This window comes from Streptomyces sp. CLV115 (assembly GCF_038448545.1).
GTDB classification, from domain to species: Bacteria; Actinomycetota; Actinomycetes; order Streptomycetales; family Streptomycetaceae; genus Streptomyces; species Streptomyces sanglieri.
Map to the genome: position 1 here is coordinate 1 of NZ_JBCEWQ010000190.1, position 15,568 is coordinate 15,568.

The 15,568-nt window shown below is 67.8% G+C and carries 19 protein-coding genes and 2 pseudogenes; 12 read left to right on the plus strand and 9 right to left on the minus strand.

Features of this window, described 5'->3' with window-relative positions:
* Positions 1-124 precede the first annotated feature (124 nt).
* Together AADR41_RS37060 and AADR41_RS37065 are read right to left on the minus strand one after the other, a co-directional pair.
* Positions 125-580: pseudogene (locus AADR41_RS37060) on the minus strand (YbdK family carboxylate-amine ligase); the annotation flags it as partial.
* Positions 577-963, minus strand: a complete 387-nt coding sequence (locus AADR41_RS37065) for a glutamate-cysteine ligase family protein (protein WP_342286472.1) — start codon at positions 961-963, stop codon at positions 577-579. The gene AADR41_RS37065 and the pseudogene AADR41_RS37060, both read right to left, overlap by 4 nt.
* Positions 964-1,259: 296 nt before the next feature.
* On the opposite strand from AADR41_RS37065, the gene AADR41_RS37070 reads away from it, so the two are divergent.
* The 9 genes from AADR41_RS37070 (at position 1,260) to AADR41_RS37110 (ending at position 5,322) form a co-directional block, all read left to right on the plus strand.
* The gene (locus AADR41_RS37070; RefSeq protein WP_342286473.1) at positions 1,260-1,628 is read left to right on the plus strand and encodes a gas vesicle protein GvpO; all 369 of its coding nucleotides are present in this window, start codon (positions 1,260-1,262) and stop codon (positions 1,626-1,628) included.
* A gap of 87 nt (positions 1,629-1,715) precedes the next feature.
* A complete protein-coding gene (locus tag AADR41_RS37075; protein WP_342286474.1) occupies positions 1,716-2,177 on the plus strand; it encodes a gas vesicle structural protein GvpA in 462 nt (153 codons plus the stop codon).
* Positions 2,178-2,180: 3 nt separating this feature from the next.
* Positions 2,181-2,894, plus strand: coding sequence for a GvpL/GvpF family gas vesicle protein (locus AADR41_RS37080; RefSeq protein ID WP_342286475.1), 714 nt, complete (start codon positions 2,181-2,183; stop codon positions 2,892-2,894).
* A gap of 9 nt (positions 2,895-2,903) precedes the next feature.
* Positions 2,904-3,155 (plus strand): gas vesicle protein GvpG, encoded by a 252-nt coding sequence (locus AADR41_RS37085; RefSeq protein ID WP_342286476.1) that lies wholly within the window; start codon positions 2,904-2,906, stop codon positions 3,153-3,155.
* Between the two features lie 84 nt (positions 3,156-3,239).
* Complete coding sequence (locus AADR41_RS37090) at positions 3,240-3,683, plus strand: gas vesicle protein (protein ID WP_342286477.1); 444 nt, start codon at positions 3,240-3,242, stop codon at positions 3,681-3,683.
* The gene (locus AADR41_RS37095) at positions 3,680-4,489 is read left to right on the plus strand and encodes a GvpL/GvpF family gas vesicle protein (protein WP_342286478.1); all 810 of its coding nucleotides are present in this window, start codon (positions 3,680-3,682) and stop codon (positions 4,487-4,489) included. Before AADR41_RS37090 ends, AADR41_RS37095 begins: the two co-directional genes overlap by 4 nt.
* Positions 4,486-4,734: a gas vesicle protein gene (locus tag AADR41_RS37100; RefSeq protein WP_342286480.1), complete on the plus strand. Its 249-nt coding sequence runs from the start codon at positions 4,486-4,488 to the stop codon at positions 4,732-4,734. The genes AADR41_RS37095 and AADR41_RS37100 overlap by 4 nt, the downstream gene beginning before the upstream one ends.
* Positions 4,724-5,131, plus strand: a complete 408-nt coding sequence (locus AADR41_RS37105) for a gas vesicle protein K (protein WP_342286482.1) — start codon at positions 4,724-4,726, stop codon at positions 5,129-5,131. The genes AADR41_RS37100 and AADR41_RS37105 overlap by 11 nt, the downstream gene beginning before the upstream one ends.
* The gene (locus AADR41_RS37110) at positions 5,128-5,322 is read left to right on the plus strand and encodes a CsbD family protein (RefSeq protein ID WP_446751176.1); all 195 of its coding nucleotides are present in this window, start codon (positions 5,128-5,130) and stop codon (positions 5,320-5,322) included. The genes AADR41_RS37105 and AADR41_RS37110 overlap by 4 nt, the downstream gene beginning before the upstream one ends.
* Positions 5,323-5,430: 108 nt before the next feature.
* Here AADR41_RS37110 and AADR41_RS37115 read toward each other — a convergent pair whose 3' ends face one another.
* Together AADR41_RS37115 and AADR41_RS37120 are read right to left on the minus strand one after the other, a co-directional pair.
* Entirely contained in the window at positions 5,431-6,507 is a 1,077-nt protein-coding gene (locus AADR41_RS37115; protein WP_342286484.1) for an SRPBCC family protein, read from the minus strand.
* Between the two features lie 6 nt (positions 6,508-6,513).
* Positions 6,514-7,419, minus strand: coding sequence for a histone protein (locus AADR41_RS37120; protein WP_342286486.1), 906 nt, complete (start codon positions 7,417-7,419; stop codon positions 6,514-6,516).
* Between the two features lie 371 nt (positions 7,420-7,790).
* Between AADR41_RS37120 and AADR41_RS37125 the strand changes: the two genes are divergently transcribed.
* The 3 genes and pseudogenes from AADR41_RS37125 to AADR41_RS37135 all read left to right on the plus strand — a co-directional run bounded on the left by AADR41_RS37125 (position 7,791) and on the right by AADR41_RS37135 (position 9,676).
* A complete protein-coding gene (locus tag AADR41_RS37125; protein ID WP_342286487.1) occupies positions 7,791-7,946 on the plus strand; it encodes a DUF6131 family protein in 156 nt (51 codons plus the stop codon).
* A gap of 152 nt (positions 7,947-8,098) precedes the next feature.
* Positions 8,099-8,280: pseudogene (locus AADR41_RS37130) on the plus strand (DJ-1/PfpI family protein); the annotation flags it as partial.
* Between the two features lie 211 nt (positions 8,281-8,491).
* Complete coding sequence (locus AADR41_RS37135; RefSeq protein WP_342286488.1) at positions 8,492-9,676, plus strand: alcohol dehydrogenase catalytic domain-containing protein; 1,185 nt, start codon at positions 8,492-8,494, stop codon at positions 9,674-9,676.
* A gap of 158 nt (positions 9,677-9,834) precedes the next feature.
* Here the strand turns inward: AADR41_RS37135 and AADR41_RS37140 are convergent, their stop codons facing one another.
* From AADR41_RS37140 to AADR41_RS37160, 5 genes are all read right to left on the minus strand, one after another.
* Entirely contained in the window at positions 9,835-11,604 is a 1,770-nt protein-coding gene (locus AADR41_RS37140) for an ABC transporter ATP-binding protein (RefSeq protein WP_342286489.1), read from the minus strand.
* Positions 11,601-12,836 (minus strand): glycosyltransferase, encoded by a 1,236-nt coding sequence (locus AADR41_RS37145; protein ID WP_342286491.1) that lies wholly within the window; start codon positions 12,834-12,836, stop codon positions 11,601-11,603. The genes AADR41_RS37140 and AADR41_RS37145 overlap by 4 nt, the downstream gene beginning before the upstream one ends.
* Positions 12,837-13,643: an alpha/beta fold hydrolase gene (locus AADR41_RS37150; protein WP_342286492.1), complete on the minus strand. Its 807-nt coding sequence runs from the start codon at positions 13,641-13,643 to the stop codon at positions 12,837-12,839.
* Between the two features lie 2 nt (positions 13,644-13,645).
* Positions 13,646-13,978: an acyl carrier protein gene (locus tag AADR41_RS37155; protein WP_342286493.1), complete on the minus strand. Its 333-nt coding sequence runs from the start codon at positions 13,976-13,978 to the stop codon at positions 13,646-13,648.
* Positions 13,968-15,568, minus strand: a 1,601-nt coding sequence (locus AADR41_RS37160; RefSeq protein WP_342286495.1) for a 4'-phosphopantetheinyl transferase superfamily protein, incomplete at its 5' end; no start/stop codon positions are given. The genes AADR41_RS37160 and AADR41_RS37155, both read right to left, overlap by 11 nt.

A 15,568-nucleotide genomic window follows, 5' to 3' on the forward strand; every position in this document is an offset into this window, starting at 1 on the left:
TACGGCACCTCGCCGCGTTGTCGGAACGTCCACATACATCCAGTATGTGGACGTCCCTCCGCCTTGCGATGCACCGCATCTGACGCCGCACGCTGTTCCACCAGGAATTGCGGGACAGCCCTTAGACGGTCGGGTACCGGTGTGAAAGCCGAGCATCGAAATAGATCATTCCCTCGTCACGCAGGACTCCTGTGTCGACGAGTGCCCGGACCTGTTGGTGGTAGTGCTCCGCGGAACCGAAGAGTTCGACCGGGCCGGCGGAGGGCCAGCGCCCCCAGACCCTGCTCCGGCAACTGCTGTACTTCGTGTCGCGGCCTTGCCAGAAAGGCGAGTTGGCACTCAGCGCCAGCAGAACTGGCAGCCATGTGCGCACCCGGTCCAGCACACCGACGCCCTCCTCGTCCGAGACCACGGAAACGTGTACGTGACATCCGCACATCAGCTGTTCCTGTGTGGTCCGGCCGAACCGGTCGGCCAGCCAACTGTGCCGCTTCCCCTCACCGACCGAGGGGCTGACCGGCAAGGGAGCCGTCGCCAAGGGCTGTCCCGCAATTCCTGGTGGAACAGCGTGCGGCGTCAGATGCGGTGCATCGCAAGGCGGAGGGACGTCCACATACTGGATGTATGTGGACGTTCCAAAAACGCGGCGAGGTGCCGTAGCTGTCGTCGCACGCCCGCCAGGAATTGCGGAACAGCCCTTAGGGCAACCACAGCTGTCCCGGTCCGGGCGGCACTCTTTGCGGCCTCAGCCCTCCAACGGCGGATTTCGCCCGCGAGTTCGCGCATCTCACTGCACGGTTCGGTGGAGAATTCCAGTTGTTGACGATGAAGCTCCGGCTCGAAGACCGAGTCTCCCTCCGAGCGGCGCTCGGCGACAGCCAGCACGGCCGTCGACAGGGCCCGGGGCTCGCCACTGCATGTATCGACAAGCAGTAGTTCCTCCTCGACGCCAACAGTCCGCATCATTGAATTCTCCCAGCAGCGGCCCTCTGACGCCTGTCATGGTTCACCGCGTGGTTTCGCCCGCCCCGTCGCATTCGGGTGGGCAGGATCGCGACGATGAGCAGGGAAATTTTTTGCGCTGCTGTCGCCGTGTTCTGCGGGAATACATCTTCGACTTCGCTCCGTGTACGGACGTATTCGTACGTGACGGTCCCCCCGGAACCGTGAACGGTCGGCGCATTCCGACTACCATGGGATGGCGTCTTTTGAACAAGGCGCGGGCAGCATGTCGTCTCCGAAATCCCCGGAGAGGGAACATGGCCGTGGGCAAAGAGGACGAGACAGAGAGTGTCCGGCGTCCGTCCAGCAGGAAGACCGCCGGGAAAGGCAACACGAGTCGTACGAGCGCGACGAAGCGTGCGCCCCGTCGGGTTTCGGCACCGAAGGCCATGCGGTACGCGGCTGAGCAGCTCCAGGAGCTTCTCGGACGAGCTCCCGAATCCGTCTCGGCGCTGAAACCGACCGAAGACGGCTGGCAGGCGGATGTAGAAGTCCTGGAGCTGGAACGCGTTCCCGGCACGACAAGCGTGATGGCCAGTTACCGGGTGTTGCTGGAAAAGGGCGGCGAACTGGTGTCGTACGAACGCACACGGCGCTACACCCGGGGGCAGATCGACCGGGGCTGAGGCTCCTTTTCACCCCACCCATGCGCCGTTCGCCGCCCGGACGTGAAGGCCGCGCCACATCGGAGTGAGCCGTTGAAAGGGGGCACCATGACTGTGGTGCCGCAAGCCGGAGGAGCCATTGCCAGGGGCGGTGGAGGAGGTTCCGCCAATCTCTACGACATCCTCGATCTGATTCTGGACCGTGGCCTGGTCATCGATGTCTTTGTGCGTGTCTCGCTGGTGGGCATCGAGATCCTCAAGATCGATGCCCGCATAGTCGTGGCGAGTGTGGACACCTACCTGCGCTTCGCAGAGGCGTGCAACCGCCTCGACCTGGAAGCGGGCCGCAAGGCCCCGTCCCAGCTGACCGACCTGGTCGGCGAGGTCACCGAAAGCGGAGCACAGGGGAAGACCAAGGGGGCCCTGAGCGGGGCCGCCGAGGTGCTGACCGATGCCCTCAAGGGGGGCGACGACGAGGAGACCGAGCGTTCCGAAAAGAAGCGCAAGGAGCCCGAGGAGAGGCGGGAGCGGCCGCGGCGTCGGCCCGCCGCCCGGCGCCGCGAGGAGTGAGCCATGGCCGTGTACGTCTACTCCATCGTCCTGACCTCCCATCCCCAGCACTTGGACGGCCTCGACGGGGTGGGGGATCCGCCGGCAGCACTGCGAACGGTGCGTACCGGGAAACTCTCCGCCGTCGTCAGCGACGCGCCCGAGGAGCTGCGGCCCAAGCGTCGGGATCTCGGCGCGCACCAGGCTGTCCAGGAAAGGCTGATGGCCGACGGGACGGTTCTGCCACTGCAGTTCGGGTTCACGGCCACGGACGACGATGCGGTGCGAGCGGTTCTGGAGGACCGCGCGGATGAGTTCGACGAACGCTTGCGAGCGCTGGACGGCTGCGTCGAGTACCACCTGAAGGCCACCCAGGACGAGAACGCCCTGCTGCGCCAGATACTTCGGGAGTCCGATGAAGCCCGAGAGCTCAACGAGGCGATCAGGAGTGGTGACAGCAGCCCGGAACTCCCCCTGGCCCTCGGCGAATTGGTCTCTCAGGAAGTACAGGCCCGACAGGATCACCTCGCGGCCGGGGTTCTCGATGCGCTGCGCGGATTCGCCCGGGAGGAACGCCCGTCGCAGGCTGCCGGGAACGGCTTCCTGAATGTTTCCTTCCTCGTGGCACGGGACGACGAGCAGGACTTTCTCAGCGAGGAGCAGGGTCTTGCCAAGGAACTGGGCGAGGACTTCGACCTGCGGCTCCTCGGTCCACTACCCGCCTACAGCTTCGTCTAGGGAGCCTTCATGGGACTGCTGACTCAGCTCGCGACCCTTCCACTGGCTCCGGTGCGAGGCGTGGCCTGGGTCATGGAGCGCGTGGTCGAGGCCGCGGAGAACGAGTACTACGATCCAGCACCCGTCGAACAGGAACTCGCCCGACTGGAGCGGCAGCTCTTGGCCGGGGAGATCGACGAGGAAACATTCGACCGTCGCGAGGACGCGCTGCTGGACCGGCTGGACGAGATCAGGGGGCATTTCCGGGGCACCTCCACCTGATCGCCCGCGATCCACGGAACGAAAGAGCACGGCCGGCGGCGCTGTTGATGCGACGTCATACCAGGGAATCGAGGTGCAGGGTCCGTGTCCGACTCCGTCGCCAGGAGACTGGGCGATCTGCCGTCCCGGTCCGCCCCGTACGGCCAGGGCTCCTCGGCCAATCTCGCCGACATCCTGGAACGGGTCCTGGACAAAGGCATCGTCATCGCCGGCGACATCCAGATCAACCTCCTGGACATCGAACTGCTCACCATCAAGCTGCGCCTTCTCGTCGCTTCGGTGGACAAGGCGAAGGAGATGGGCATCGACTGGTGGGAGCACGACCCGGCGCTGTCGTCCCGCGCCAACGACGACTACCGGTCACTGGCCGAGGAGAACAAGCGGCTGCATGCCGAGATCGCCGCCCTGCACGAGGACCGCGAGCTGCCACCGGCCGAGAAGGAGAGTCGTCCTGCGGCTCCCCGCCGCACCTCACGCACCGGACGGGCAGATTCCAGAGCGCGTGGCGAAGGGCGGGACGAGACATGACCGAAGCCGTCACCTATGCGTACGCCGTCGCGCGGGACGAGGATGGATCACTGGCGGAGGCCGTCTCCGAGCTCGCCGGGGTATCGGATGCACCAGTGCACCTGGTGCGGGCACGTGAGGGTCACGACGTGGTGATCGCTGTGAGCCCGGTACCCGAGCGGGAGTTCCAAGAAGCCGCGCTGCGGGCCCATCTTGAGGACATCGACTGGCTGGAGTCCGTCGCCCGTTCCCACCACCACGTGATCGAGGCGCTGGCCGCCCGCACCACCGTCCTGCCACTCCGTCTGGCGACGGTGTATCTGGACGACGAGCGCGTACGTGTCATGCTCCGGGCTCACCACGAGTCGTTCGATCGCCGGCTGACGGACCTGGCGGCACAGGTGGAGTGGGGCGTCAAGCTCTATGTCGAGGACGCTGCGGCGAGTGAGAGTCCGGCCGAAGCGGACACACTGACGGGCCTCAGCCCTGGGCGGGCCTATCTCAATCGGCGCAAAGCACAGCGGCACGCGCGCGAAGAGGCCTATCAGGATGCCGAACGGGGGGCTGAGCGCGTTCAGGCCGCCGCCCGCGCCCATGCGGTCGATCGCGTGCAGCACCGACCGCAGCAGGGTGAACTCGCTCGCGGGCCGGGAGAGAACGTCGTCAACGACGCCTACCTCGTGCCGCTGCACCAGGCCGAGGGGTTTCGCACCGCCGTGATGAGGGCCGCGGAAGGTCTTCACGGGGTCCGCATCGAGATCACCGGTCCGTGGCCCCCGTACTCCTTCGCCGCCGAGATCGAACCGTTGAAGGGGGCTGCCCCATGAGGGCGGCGGGCGGCCTTCCGGCCACGTCGCAGGAGCCGCTGCCGGAACGGCAGATCGCGCTGATCGACCTGCTGGACCGGTTGCTGAGCGGTGGCGTGGTCCTCACCGGCGACGTCGTGCTTTCCATCGCGGACATCGACCTCGTGCGCATATCGCTGCGTGCCCTGATCGTCTCCATCAGCGAGCAGAATCCCTCCCCGTGGAATGCCGTCTCATCACACGCAGGAGAGGACCATGACGTCTGAGGAACATCCACCCGGTAATCGCCTCGACGAGGTTGCCGACGCCGCTGCCCGCGCGTTCCGTCTGCTGCCCGCGATGCCACAGGACGCCCCGCCCCGGGGCAGGGCGGACGCGCGAGGGCCGGCCCGCCGGATCACCACGGCACCGGACACGGTGGAACGGGACCTGATCAAGCTCGTCCTCACCGTCGTCGAGCTGCTGCGACAACTCATGGAGCGCCAAGCCCTTCACCGCGTCGACGCAGGAGACCTCACCGAGGAACAGGAGGAACGCCTGGGAACAACTCTGATGATTCTGCACAGCCGTATGATTGAACTCTGCGCCCGATACGGGATTTCCATGGAAGACCTCAATCTGGATCTCGGACCTCTCGGGTCTCTGCTACCACCGCCCGAATGACTCTCACGGAGCACGAAATGGGCATAGGAAAGAAGACCAAGAACATTGGAAAAATAGCGGAGGGAAAGACCAAGGAAGCGACCGGCAAGGCCGTGGGAAATGAAAGCCTGGAAGGAAAGGGAAGGGCCCAGAAGACGAAGGGGAGGGTGAAGCAGGTGATCGAGAAGGGCAAGGACACCTTCAAGCACTGACGGTGCCGAGAGGACCGGGCGCAGGCCTGCCGCACTCGGGGCGACGGCGGGACTGCGCCCGGTTGCCAGTCAGGTGGTCGGTCCTGCGTTGCTGGTGGTCCTGCGTTGCTACCGCCTCACCCTTTGCCGCTCCCCTTCGACGTCTACATCGTCCTCGTCGTACTCGTCCTCGTACTCGTCCTCGTCATACTCTTCGCCTTCCCCCTCGCGCTCGTCCTCGTCGTACTCGTCGTCATACTCCTCGCCTTCCCCATCGCGCTCGTCCTCGTCGTACTCCTCCCCATCGCGCTCGTCCTCGTCGTACTCCTCCCCCTCGCGCTCGTCCTCGTCGTACCCCTCCCCCTCGCGCTCGTCCTCGCCCTCGTCGTTCTCGGCTTCTTCTTCAAGGGCCTCTTCGTGGGTCTGTACGACCTCGCCGTCGCGGATTTCTCCACGCCAGCCCTCAGGCTCTTCGTCGGTGAGCGTGACATGGCGCTGGAAGTTTTTGAGGTCCAGCCGAAGGCGCCGCCCCTGAGCACGCCACAGATTTCCGGTCTTCTCGAAGAGACCGGACGCGTAGTATTCAACGACCAGCACAATTCTCGTCAGTCCAGGTGCCAGTTCATGAAAACTGACCGCGCCACGGGTCGACCCCTTGGCCCCCTCGGAGGTCCAGACGATGCGTTCGTCCGCCACCTGCTCCTGAACGGTCGCCTTCCAGCCACGGGTCGATGGACCAACCTTGGCCTTCCAGTCGCTGGATGTCTCATCGGTCCGTGAAACGTCCCGCACGCCCTTGGTGAAGCTGCTGAATTTCTCGTACTGCGTCCAGTGGTCGTATGCAGTACGCAACGGCACACCGACGTCGATGACCTCGATGATGTTTGTGACTTTCTTGTCTCCCGACTTGCGCCCCTTCCCGCCGCCCAGGACGCCCTGGGCCTTCTCCACGATGTTGTCCTTGACGTTCTTCGCCGCACCGGAGAGCACAGCTTTGACAGGCGAGTCACCTCCGAGGAGATTGGCTCCGATCTTGGAGAGCGACCCGCCGTTCTCGGCAACGTGGGTCAGCTGGTCCGTCGCGTCGATCAGCCTGTCGCCGGCTCTTTCTGCCAAGTCCCCCACCCGGGCCGTCAGATAGTCCCCGAGCTCTTCGCGCAGTCGGTCCAGTCCCGAGTACGCATTACCCTTTTCCGCTTCTGGCATGATCCGTTACCTCCGGCGCTCAGTGCGCGACGACGCCTTCTTGGTGCTCTTCCTGGCGGCCTTCTTCGCAGCGGGAGCGGTCTCCTTCCCCGCGGCAGCCTTCCTGGCCGGCGCCTTCTTGGCTGCGGCTTTATGCGTCGCGGCTTTCTTTGTCGTGGACTTCTTCGCGGCAGTTTTCTTCGCGGGCGCAGACTTCTTGGCGGGTGCAGACTTCTTGGCAGCAGATTTCTTGGCGGGCGCAGATTTCTTAGCTGTTCTCTTTACCGGCGCAGACTTCTTGGCCGCTGCCCCACCAGAGGCCGTCTTCTTCTTGGTGGGCGTATCAGGTTCCGGCTTGCGCTGATCTCTCTTGGCACGTTTCGACGCTTCGCGTCGACCCACGGCCGACTTGCGCCTACGCGGCGCCCGCTCCTCAGCAGCTCGTGAAGTACGACGTCGGGGCGGCTCCTCCCGTTCCTCCCCCAGCTCCGAACCCTCGACTCCCTCCTCGTTTCCCTCTTCTGACTCTTCCTCCTCCTCGTATTCCTCTTCCGGCTCTTCTTCATCGCCGTAGTCGTACTCCCCCTCATCCCCCTCTTCTCCCTCGGGTTCTCGACCACCACTCTCCAGCTGGGCCGTTCGCTCATGAAGCGAATCAGCAAGTGTCGCCATCCGGCGGTTGAAAGCAGTGGCGACAGCATCTCGGCCGGCATCCATCACTTCCCCACGCAGTTGGTCACCCAGTTCGGCAACCTGGGGAATTTCTCCCAGCTTACGCATCCCTTGAGTCACGAGCTGTCGCGGCTCAAGAGAGAATTGACGCCCAGCAATATAGGACGCCGCAGTGAGAGCGAATCGCCCTTTTTTCGTTCGGCCCAGAACATATCCACCGACCAAGGCAGCGGCAAGCAGGATCTTGTTTCCTTCATTCATGGGCACGTCACCTTTTCGCGGAATTTGCAGCTGGTCGGAATTTATGCAGCAGGCTGCCTCCTCGGCACACCCCTGCCCTGTCTCCAGAGTGATCGGTCTCGGGGCCTGCGCATCCCGAGCGAGCCGAAAAGCTCCTTCGGCAACCGTGCGGCGTTACTGTCCGGACGGCGCTCAGGCCGCAACTTGCAGCCGCAGGAGGTGTTTGTCCGACAGCCCACCATTGGGGTCACAGATGCCGCTCGGCCGCCTCGCCGGCCTGCTGCACTGATCGGCATCCTCAACGGCCTGCCGGCCCAACGAACGCGGCAGTTGCCGTGGCGGCTCACTGGAGCCAGAGTGAAAGAAGAGCACACACGAGATCGGAGCGTGTCGTGATCATTCTTGGAGTCATCCTGCTTGTCGTCGGTTTCGTGACCGGCATTTCCATCCTGTGGACGATAGGAATCATTCTCGCCGTAGTGGGTCTGATCCTGTGGATCCTGGGCGGGATGGGACACGCTGTCGCCGGGCGAAGGCACTACTGGTAGGACCACCGAGCAAGCGCCTGAAGGGGCACGGTGCACCGGCTCTCGAAGCACGGTGCACCGGCTCTCGAACGGGGCAGCTGATCAGTCCGGGTAGCACGGGTTTCCTCCGCCTGCCGGACGGGACCTCCACATGACGCCCTGACCGACGTGGACCGGCCGCTTACGACCTGCTGCTCGTCCCGGGTGGCACACTCAACGCCGACGCTCTGCGCGGGCCGGGCCCACCACCGGCATCGTGCGCTCCTTCACCTCGTCCGGGCGGCCTGTCGCGGCCATCCGCCACGGGCCGTGGGCCCTGGTCGAAGCGGATGTCGTGGCAGGAAAGAAGCTGACGCAGAACAGCGCGCAGAAGCGCGGTGCTTCCGAGGATCGTGCGAAGGAGATCGCAGCACGCAAGGGTCTGGGAGCGTGACCGTGCGTGTGCGGGAGACAGCCGGCGTGATGCCGAGGCACCGGTGACCGGACTCCCGGCGGCGGGGCAAAGGGCGACCTGGCCGGGAGCGGCCGGCCCGCGATCCAGAGGTACCGCAGTGAGGAGAGACACCATGCGTGCACTCACCTGGCAGGGACGTCGGGACGTGCGGGTGGAGGACGTCCCGGATCCACACATCGAGGGCCCCGCCGACATCGTCGTACGCATCACGTCCACCGGAATATGTGGTTCCGACCTGCACCTGTACGAGGTGCTCGGACCGTACCTGGAGCAGGGCGACGTCCTCGGCCATGAACCGATGGGGGTGGTGGAGGAGGCGGGCCGCGACGTCACGGCGGTGCGGGTGGGTGACCGTGTCGTGGTTCCGTTCAATGTCTCCTGCGGCACGTGCTTCATGTGTGAGAGGGGTCTGCACTCCCAGTGCGAGACCACGCAGGTCCGCGAGCAGGGAACCGGAGCCGCGTTGTTCGGGTATACGAAGCTGTACGGGCAGGTCCCCGGCGGGCAGGCGGAACTGCTCCGCGTGCCGTTCGGGAACACACTGCCGATCCCTGTTCCGGACGGTCCGCCCGACGACCGCTACATCTATCTGTCCGACGTGCTGCCCACCGCCTGGCAGGCGGTTCGGTACGCGTCCATTCCTCCGGGGGGCAGTGTCACGGTACTGGGGCTCGGGCCCATCGGGGACATGGCGACCAGGGTCGCCCGGCACCTCGGCGCCGCACTGGTGATCGGCGTCGACCTGGTGCCCGAACGCCTCGCCAGGGCGGCCGAGCGGGGCGTTCAGGTCTTCGACGTGAGCCGCTGCGGCAAGGAGCTGCCGGACGCGATCCGGGAGATCACCCACGGCCGGGGCACCGACGCCGTCATCGACGCGGTCGGGATGGAGGCCCACGGCGCGCCGTTCGCGAAGACCGCGCAGCGGGCCACCGGCCTGCTGCCCGACATGGTCGCCCGCAGGCTCATGGAGCATGCGGGTGTGGACCGTCTGTCCGCCCTGTACACCGCGATCGACGTGGTGCGCCGCGGCGGAACCGTCTCGGTCTCCGGCGTCTACGCAGGCGCGGCGGATCCTCTGCCCCTGCTGACCCTGTTCGACAAACAGATCCAGGTGCGGATGGGTCAGGCCAACGTCCGGCACTGGGTGCCGGAGATCCTTCCGCTGCTCGACGACGAGGACGTGCTCGGAGTGGACGGATTCGCCACCCATCACCTTCCGCTGTCGGACGCCCCCAAGGCGTACGCGATGTTCCAGGACAAGCAGGACGGGATGGTCAAGACCCTCCTGCATCCGTAGCCCGGCAGGCCGGGGACCGGCAACGTCCTGAGGTCCTACGGGTCTTCGAGGCCGTGGCACGCGCAGGTGTACCGGCCCTGGTGCACGCCACTCCTCGGCCCGCCGGCCCGAAGAACGCGCCGGGGGGGGGCCGAGGAGTGGCCGGCCCATGGAACAGGTCACTGGGTCGGCGACGCCCGGGCCAGAAGCTGGGTGGCGGCGAGCTCGCGGTAGAGCTCGTCGTCATCCATCAGCGCGTGGTGGGTGCCCACGGCCCGGACCCTGCCGTGTTCGAGGACGACGATCTGGTCCGCCTCGATCACGGTGGACAGCCGGTGCGCGATGAGCAGCACCGTGCAGTGCCGGGCCAGGCCGGTGACCAGTTCGCTGAGCGCCTGTTCGTTGCGCGCGTCGAGCTGAGCCGTTGCCTCGTCCAGGAGCAGTACCTCGGGTCGGCGCAGCAGAGCTCGCGCGATGGCCAGCCGCTGGCGTTCACCGCCGGAGAGTGTGACCCCCCTGGCTCCGACCGGTGTGTCCAGGCCCTTGTCCAACCGGGCCACCAGATCGTCGAGCCGGGTGACCCGCAGAACCTCGGCGATGTCCTCGTCGGGGGCGTCCGGCGCCGCGTACAGCAGGTTTTCGCGGAAGGTACCGGCCAGCGCGGGGGCGTCCTGCTCGACGTAGGCGATCCGGCGGCGCACCTCGGCGCGGGGAAGGGACGCGATGTCCTGCCCACCGATACGCAGGCACCCGGCGTTGGGTTCGTAGAACCGCTGCAGCAGTGAGAACAGCGTGGTCTTCCCGGCGCCCGACAGGCCGACCAGTGCGGTCTGGGTACCGCCGGGGACGGTGAAGCTCACGCCGTGCAGCACCGGGGACCGTCCTGCGTAAGCGAATTCCAAGCCTGCCACTTCGACCGTCGGAGGTGGGCCGGACGTGGTGACGTCGGCGAGCGCCGGGTCGATGTCGTCCTCCAGGGGCATGACCGCGACCTGGTCGATGCGGCCGACGGCGCCGAGGCCTTGTTGCAGCATCGCCGCCCCGCCGACCAGCGAGGCTATCGGGCTCGCCAGGAAGAACACGTACAGCAGGAAGGCGATGAGCGCGGAGGCGTCCATGCTGCCGTTGGCGACGAGCATCCCGCCGAGTCCGAGCACCACCAGGAACGCCGTCTGGATCGAGGCGCCGCCGAGCATGGTGACGATCGCGCTGTAGCGCGCACTGATCAGGCCGGCGTGGTAGGCGTCCTCCACGGCGTCCTGGGCCGCCCGCGTCTCGCGGCTTTCGGCGCCGTTGGCCTTGACCGTGCGGGTTGCCCCGAGCGAGCGGTCCAGGAGGGAACCGACGACACCGACCGCGCTCTGCTCGCGTGCGACCGCCCGCCGGATCCGGGGCAGCACGACGGTCATCACGACCCCCACAAGCGCGAGGACCAGTATCGTCGCCGCCAGCAACCCGAGGTGCAGGGTGGCCATCATGACCAGTGCTCCGACGAATGTCAGCAGCCCGTTGACCGACATGATCAGGCCCTGGGTGGCGGCACTCTTGAGCAGGGTGCTGTCCGAGGTGACGCGCGCGATGAGGTCGCCGGGCGGACGGCGGTCGATCTCGGTCACACGCAGCCGGATCAGCCGGTGCACCAGGTCGCGGCGGACGTGCCGGACCACGCGCTCGGACGTGCGCTGTTCAAGCCAGGCGTTCGCCCCGGTCAGGAGCGCGCCCGCGACGAGCAGCGCAGCCAGCACGGCGATCGGCCGGGCAACGCTCCCACCGGTGGCGAGCCGGTCCAGGATGTGCTGGGCGAACTTCGGCTGGACGAGTCCGGAGACGCCGGCCAGCAGGCTCAGGACGAGGGACAGTGTCAGGGCGCGCCAGTGGGGCCGGGCGTGGCCGAGGAGCGAGCCGAAGGTTCCCGGAGGGCTGTCGGCAGACGGGGCGCCATCCGTCATCGGGTGCCCGTCCTTCCGTGTTCCCGGCCGCGCGCGTGGCCGCTGGAGGCCGGCTCGGGACGCGACAGGAGACCTTCGAGACGGTCGGCCGCTGCTTCGCTTCCGCCCGCCCCCCGGAACGAGAGGCCGATCGCACGCGCCGCTTCGCGGTGTCCGGCCGCCTCGTCCAGGACTGTGCCGACGGCCTCGGCGATGCGTCGCGCGTCGGCACGGCCGAAGCGCAGCCGGACGCCCGCGCCCGCGGCGGTGACCTGGCCCGCGACGATGGGCTGGTCGTCCCTGATCGGAGCGACCACCAGAGGGACGCCGTGCCACAGCGCCTCGCAGACGGTGTTGTGCCCGGCGTGGCAGACGACGGCGTCCACGTGGGCGAGCAACGGCAGTTGGGGCACGTGCGGGCGCAGCAGAATGTTCTCGCCCGACTCGGTCACGGTGCCTGCGGGGTCGGCGACGACGGCGCGTATTCCGGGCAGGTCCGACAGCGCCCGGACCGCGGCGTTCAGGAACGGCCCGCTCGCATCCCCGTTGGCGGTGCCCAGGCTGACGAGGACGGTGCGCTCCGGTCCTTCCAACCATTCCCAGGGGAAGTCGGCCGATGCCGGACGGTCGGTGACGGACGGGCCCACCAGCCATACGTGTTCGGGCAGTTGGGTCGGGCCGAGCAGGGCACTGGTGGTGTAGGCGAGGATGCCGTGCGGGGACATCCTCGGGTCGGCCGCGCCCCTCCCGCCCGCGATCCGACCGCGCAGTGCCTCGATGAGGCCGTCCAGCCAGGCCGCCACCTTGGGCATGCCCGCGAGCGGGTCGACAAGTTCGGCCGAGGTGGTCGCCGAGGTGACCCAGGTCAGGCCGAGCGACTCGGCGACGAGGCCGCCCGCCACGGTCTGCTGGTCGGCGATCACGACGTCCGGGCCGAACTCCTCGACGGCCGCGCGTATTCGGGGGGCCATGTGATCGGCGAGCGGGATCAGGAAACGCTCCCACAGGAACTGGAAGGCCGCGGGGCCCTTCAGGTCGGCGCTCCGGCTCGCGAGCTCCTCGGCGTTCTCCAGGGCCGGGTCGGGCAGCACGCAGGGAAACACGCGGGCGTCGGGTCCGGCCAGGCGGTGAACCAGGTCGGCAGGTCCGGCCCAGGCGATGTCGTGCCCCCGCGCGGCGAGCACGGCTGCGGTGCCGACCGCCGGGTTGATGTGACCGACCAGGGGCGGCACGACGAACAGGAACCGGCTCATCTAGCCCGCCTTCAGAGGGGTGTGGATGTCGTCCTCGAACCAGTCCAGAATCAGGCCGGCCGTCTCCGTCGTGCGCTCCACGAGCACCGAGTGCCCCTGGTCGGGCAGGACGACGGTGCGGCAGTGCTCAAGAGTGGCGGCCAAGTGGGCGGCCTGGCCGGAGAGTTTGGAGTCGGCGCCGTACAGAGCGAACACGGGGCAGCGGATCTCGGGGAACCCGGCGTCCAGGACGCGGCTGCGCGGGATGTCCTCGCCGAGCGTGGTGCTGTCCAGGATCCGTCCGGCGAGCTGGAAGGGGCGCGCGTTGCGTTCGGGATCCTCGGCGAGCCAGGTGCGCACTTCCTTGACCACCAGGCCGCCTTCTTCGCCGGTGAGGCCCTCGGCCATCTTCTCGGCCCACGACTTCACCGGCGGTTCGGACTCGATCGCGATGACGGACCGGACGCGGTCGGGCCGGGCGGCGGCCAGCCCGTAGGCGATGGCGCCGCCGAAGGAGTTGCCCACGACATGCGCCGGGCGGTCCTCCCCGAGGGCGTCGAGGAGTCCGTCCAGGTCCGATACGAAGTCCTCCAGGCGGTAGCCCGTGGCAGGCCGGCTGGTGCGTCCGTGCCCCCGCAGGTCGTACATGAGGACGTCCATGCCCCGCTCGGCGAAGGCGGGGCCGAGCGAGAAGTAGTAGCTCGCCAGGCTGTCGATGAGCAGACCGTGGACCAGTACCACGAGGGGCGGCGGGTCTTCGGCCGGCGACCCGGCCGCCGGCATGCGCTGTACGTGGACGTCGAGTTCACCGACGCGGACCTTCGCCATGTTCAGACCTCCTCGGCCGCGGGCGCGGAGAGGGATGCCACGACGTGGTGCACCAGGTCGCCCACGGTCAGCGCGATGATCTCTTCAAGTCCGCGGTCCGCGATGAAGGCGGCGAGGTTGACGGAGTCACCGTAGTGTTCGCGCAGCGCCGCGGAGAGCGTGACCAGGTCGATGCTCTCAAGTTCGAGGTCGTCGTGGAATCGGGTGCTCATGGTGATCTCGGCGTCGGTGAACTCGTACTCGCCGAGCACCTCCCGCAGCATGCCGGTCACCTCGTCCAGCACGGTCTGTTCGAGCCGGGCGGACAGTACGGCGCGGTGGCCTTCAGCGGTCATCGTCGCTCTCCTCATCGTGGGCGGTCGTCCAGGCGACGACGTAGTTCCTGGGGGGCAGTCCGGGTGGGTTGCCGACCGTCCGGTGATGGACGTGGTAGGTGTCGCCCCCGGTGCGGACGGTCAGTGCTGTGCCGGTGGCGGCGTTGATCTCGATGTTCTTCGGGGCTCCGGCCAGGCCGGTGCCGCGGGCCTTGCCGACGGCCTCCTTGGCGGTCCAGAAGCGGGTGAACCACAGGGCCTCGGGTTCGCCGGTGTCGCGGACCAGTGATGCGAGCAGTTCCCGTTCCCGGGCGCCGAGCGCCGCCTCAAGGGTTCCGTCCGGGCGCTCGGTCACCTCCTCGATGTCGATGCCGCAGGGGCCGGTCCTCGCGATCGCGACCGCGGCCTCTGCCCGGTGGGCGAGGGAGACGTGGAGGTCGGGGAGGGTGCGGCCGTATCCGCCGGTGACGTACGGGCGGCCTGTGGGTTCGTTGGCGACCCGTAGTTCCGAGGGGAAGATCCCGCCGCTGCCGGCGTCCCACAGACGCCGGCGCACCGCGTCCTTGACCGCGATCCGGCCGAGGAGCCACTGGCGCCGGCCACGCGGGGGGTGCGCGTCGTAGGCGGTACGTTCCTCCCCGGCCAGCATGTTCCGCATGATCAGCTCGCGGGTGGCCAGGTCGGGCCAGCGTTCATGGAGCAGCGCCCAGCCGCCGGGCTGCGGCTCGGAGAGGGTGTGGTGCTCCGGTTCGCGGTCCACCCGGCGGATGTGCGGATCGCTGTCGAAGCGGCGGTCGCGCCAGCCTTTGAACTCGGCCCAGACGCGGCCCTGTCGGACCAGTTGCATATCGGCTTCGAGCGTGGTGTCGGTGACGGAGACGATGCGGATGAGGCAGTCGAGCCGTTCGCCCGGCGCGGGGTGCGCGCCGTGGAAGCGGATCTCCCGCATGCCGACGGGAAAGACGGTGGTCCGGGTGGGCAGTTGGGACATGATCCAGTAGCCGAGCAGCTGGCCGACGTTGTCCAGCAGGGCTCCCGGGGCGGGCGGGGTGGTGATGACTCCTCGGACGTGCGCGTCGCCGACCGCGGTCAGTCCGGTGACGCCCTGGAAGCGGGGGCCGTGGAACATCCAGCGCCGGGTGTACAGCTCAGCGGCCGTCATGCCGCAGGGGCGCTCCTCGTCCTCGGGGAAGGTCCAGGCGGCGGCTGGTCGGGGATCATGGTTCCGCGCGAGTTCGACGGTGGCCCGGGCGTACGGGCCGAGGGTGGCCGTCACCCGGGTCGCCCCCGAGGGGTGCGGAGGCCGGGGTGCGACGTGTACGGGAATGTCCACCGCGGGGACGGCGGTGATCCACTGGGTGAGCCGGACGTCGTGGACGGCCACCGCGCGCAGACCGGGTGCTGAGCGCTCGGCGAAGTCCATCAGGTGCCCGATGACGGTGGTGCCGGGCACGACGGGCCAGCGGTCCGACGGATCGGCCTGCGGCGGCTGTTCGAAGAAGCAGTGGTCGAGCAGGTACGGCATGGTGTCGACCGAGACCCGCAGCGATGTCCGCAGCTCACCCGGGGTGGCTGGTGGCGGCCCGGCGGGAGGTCCGGCGGGCCGGGGGG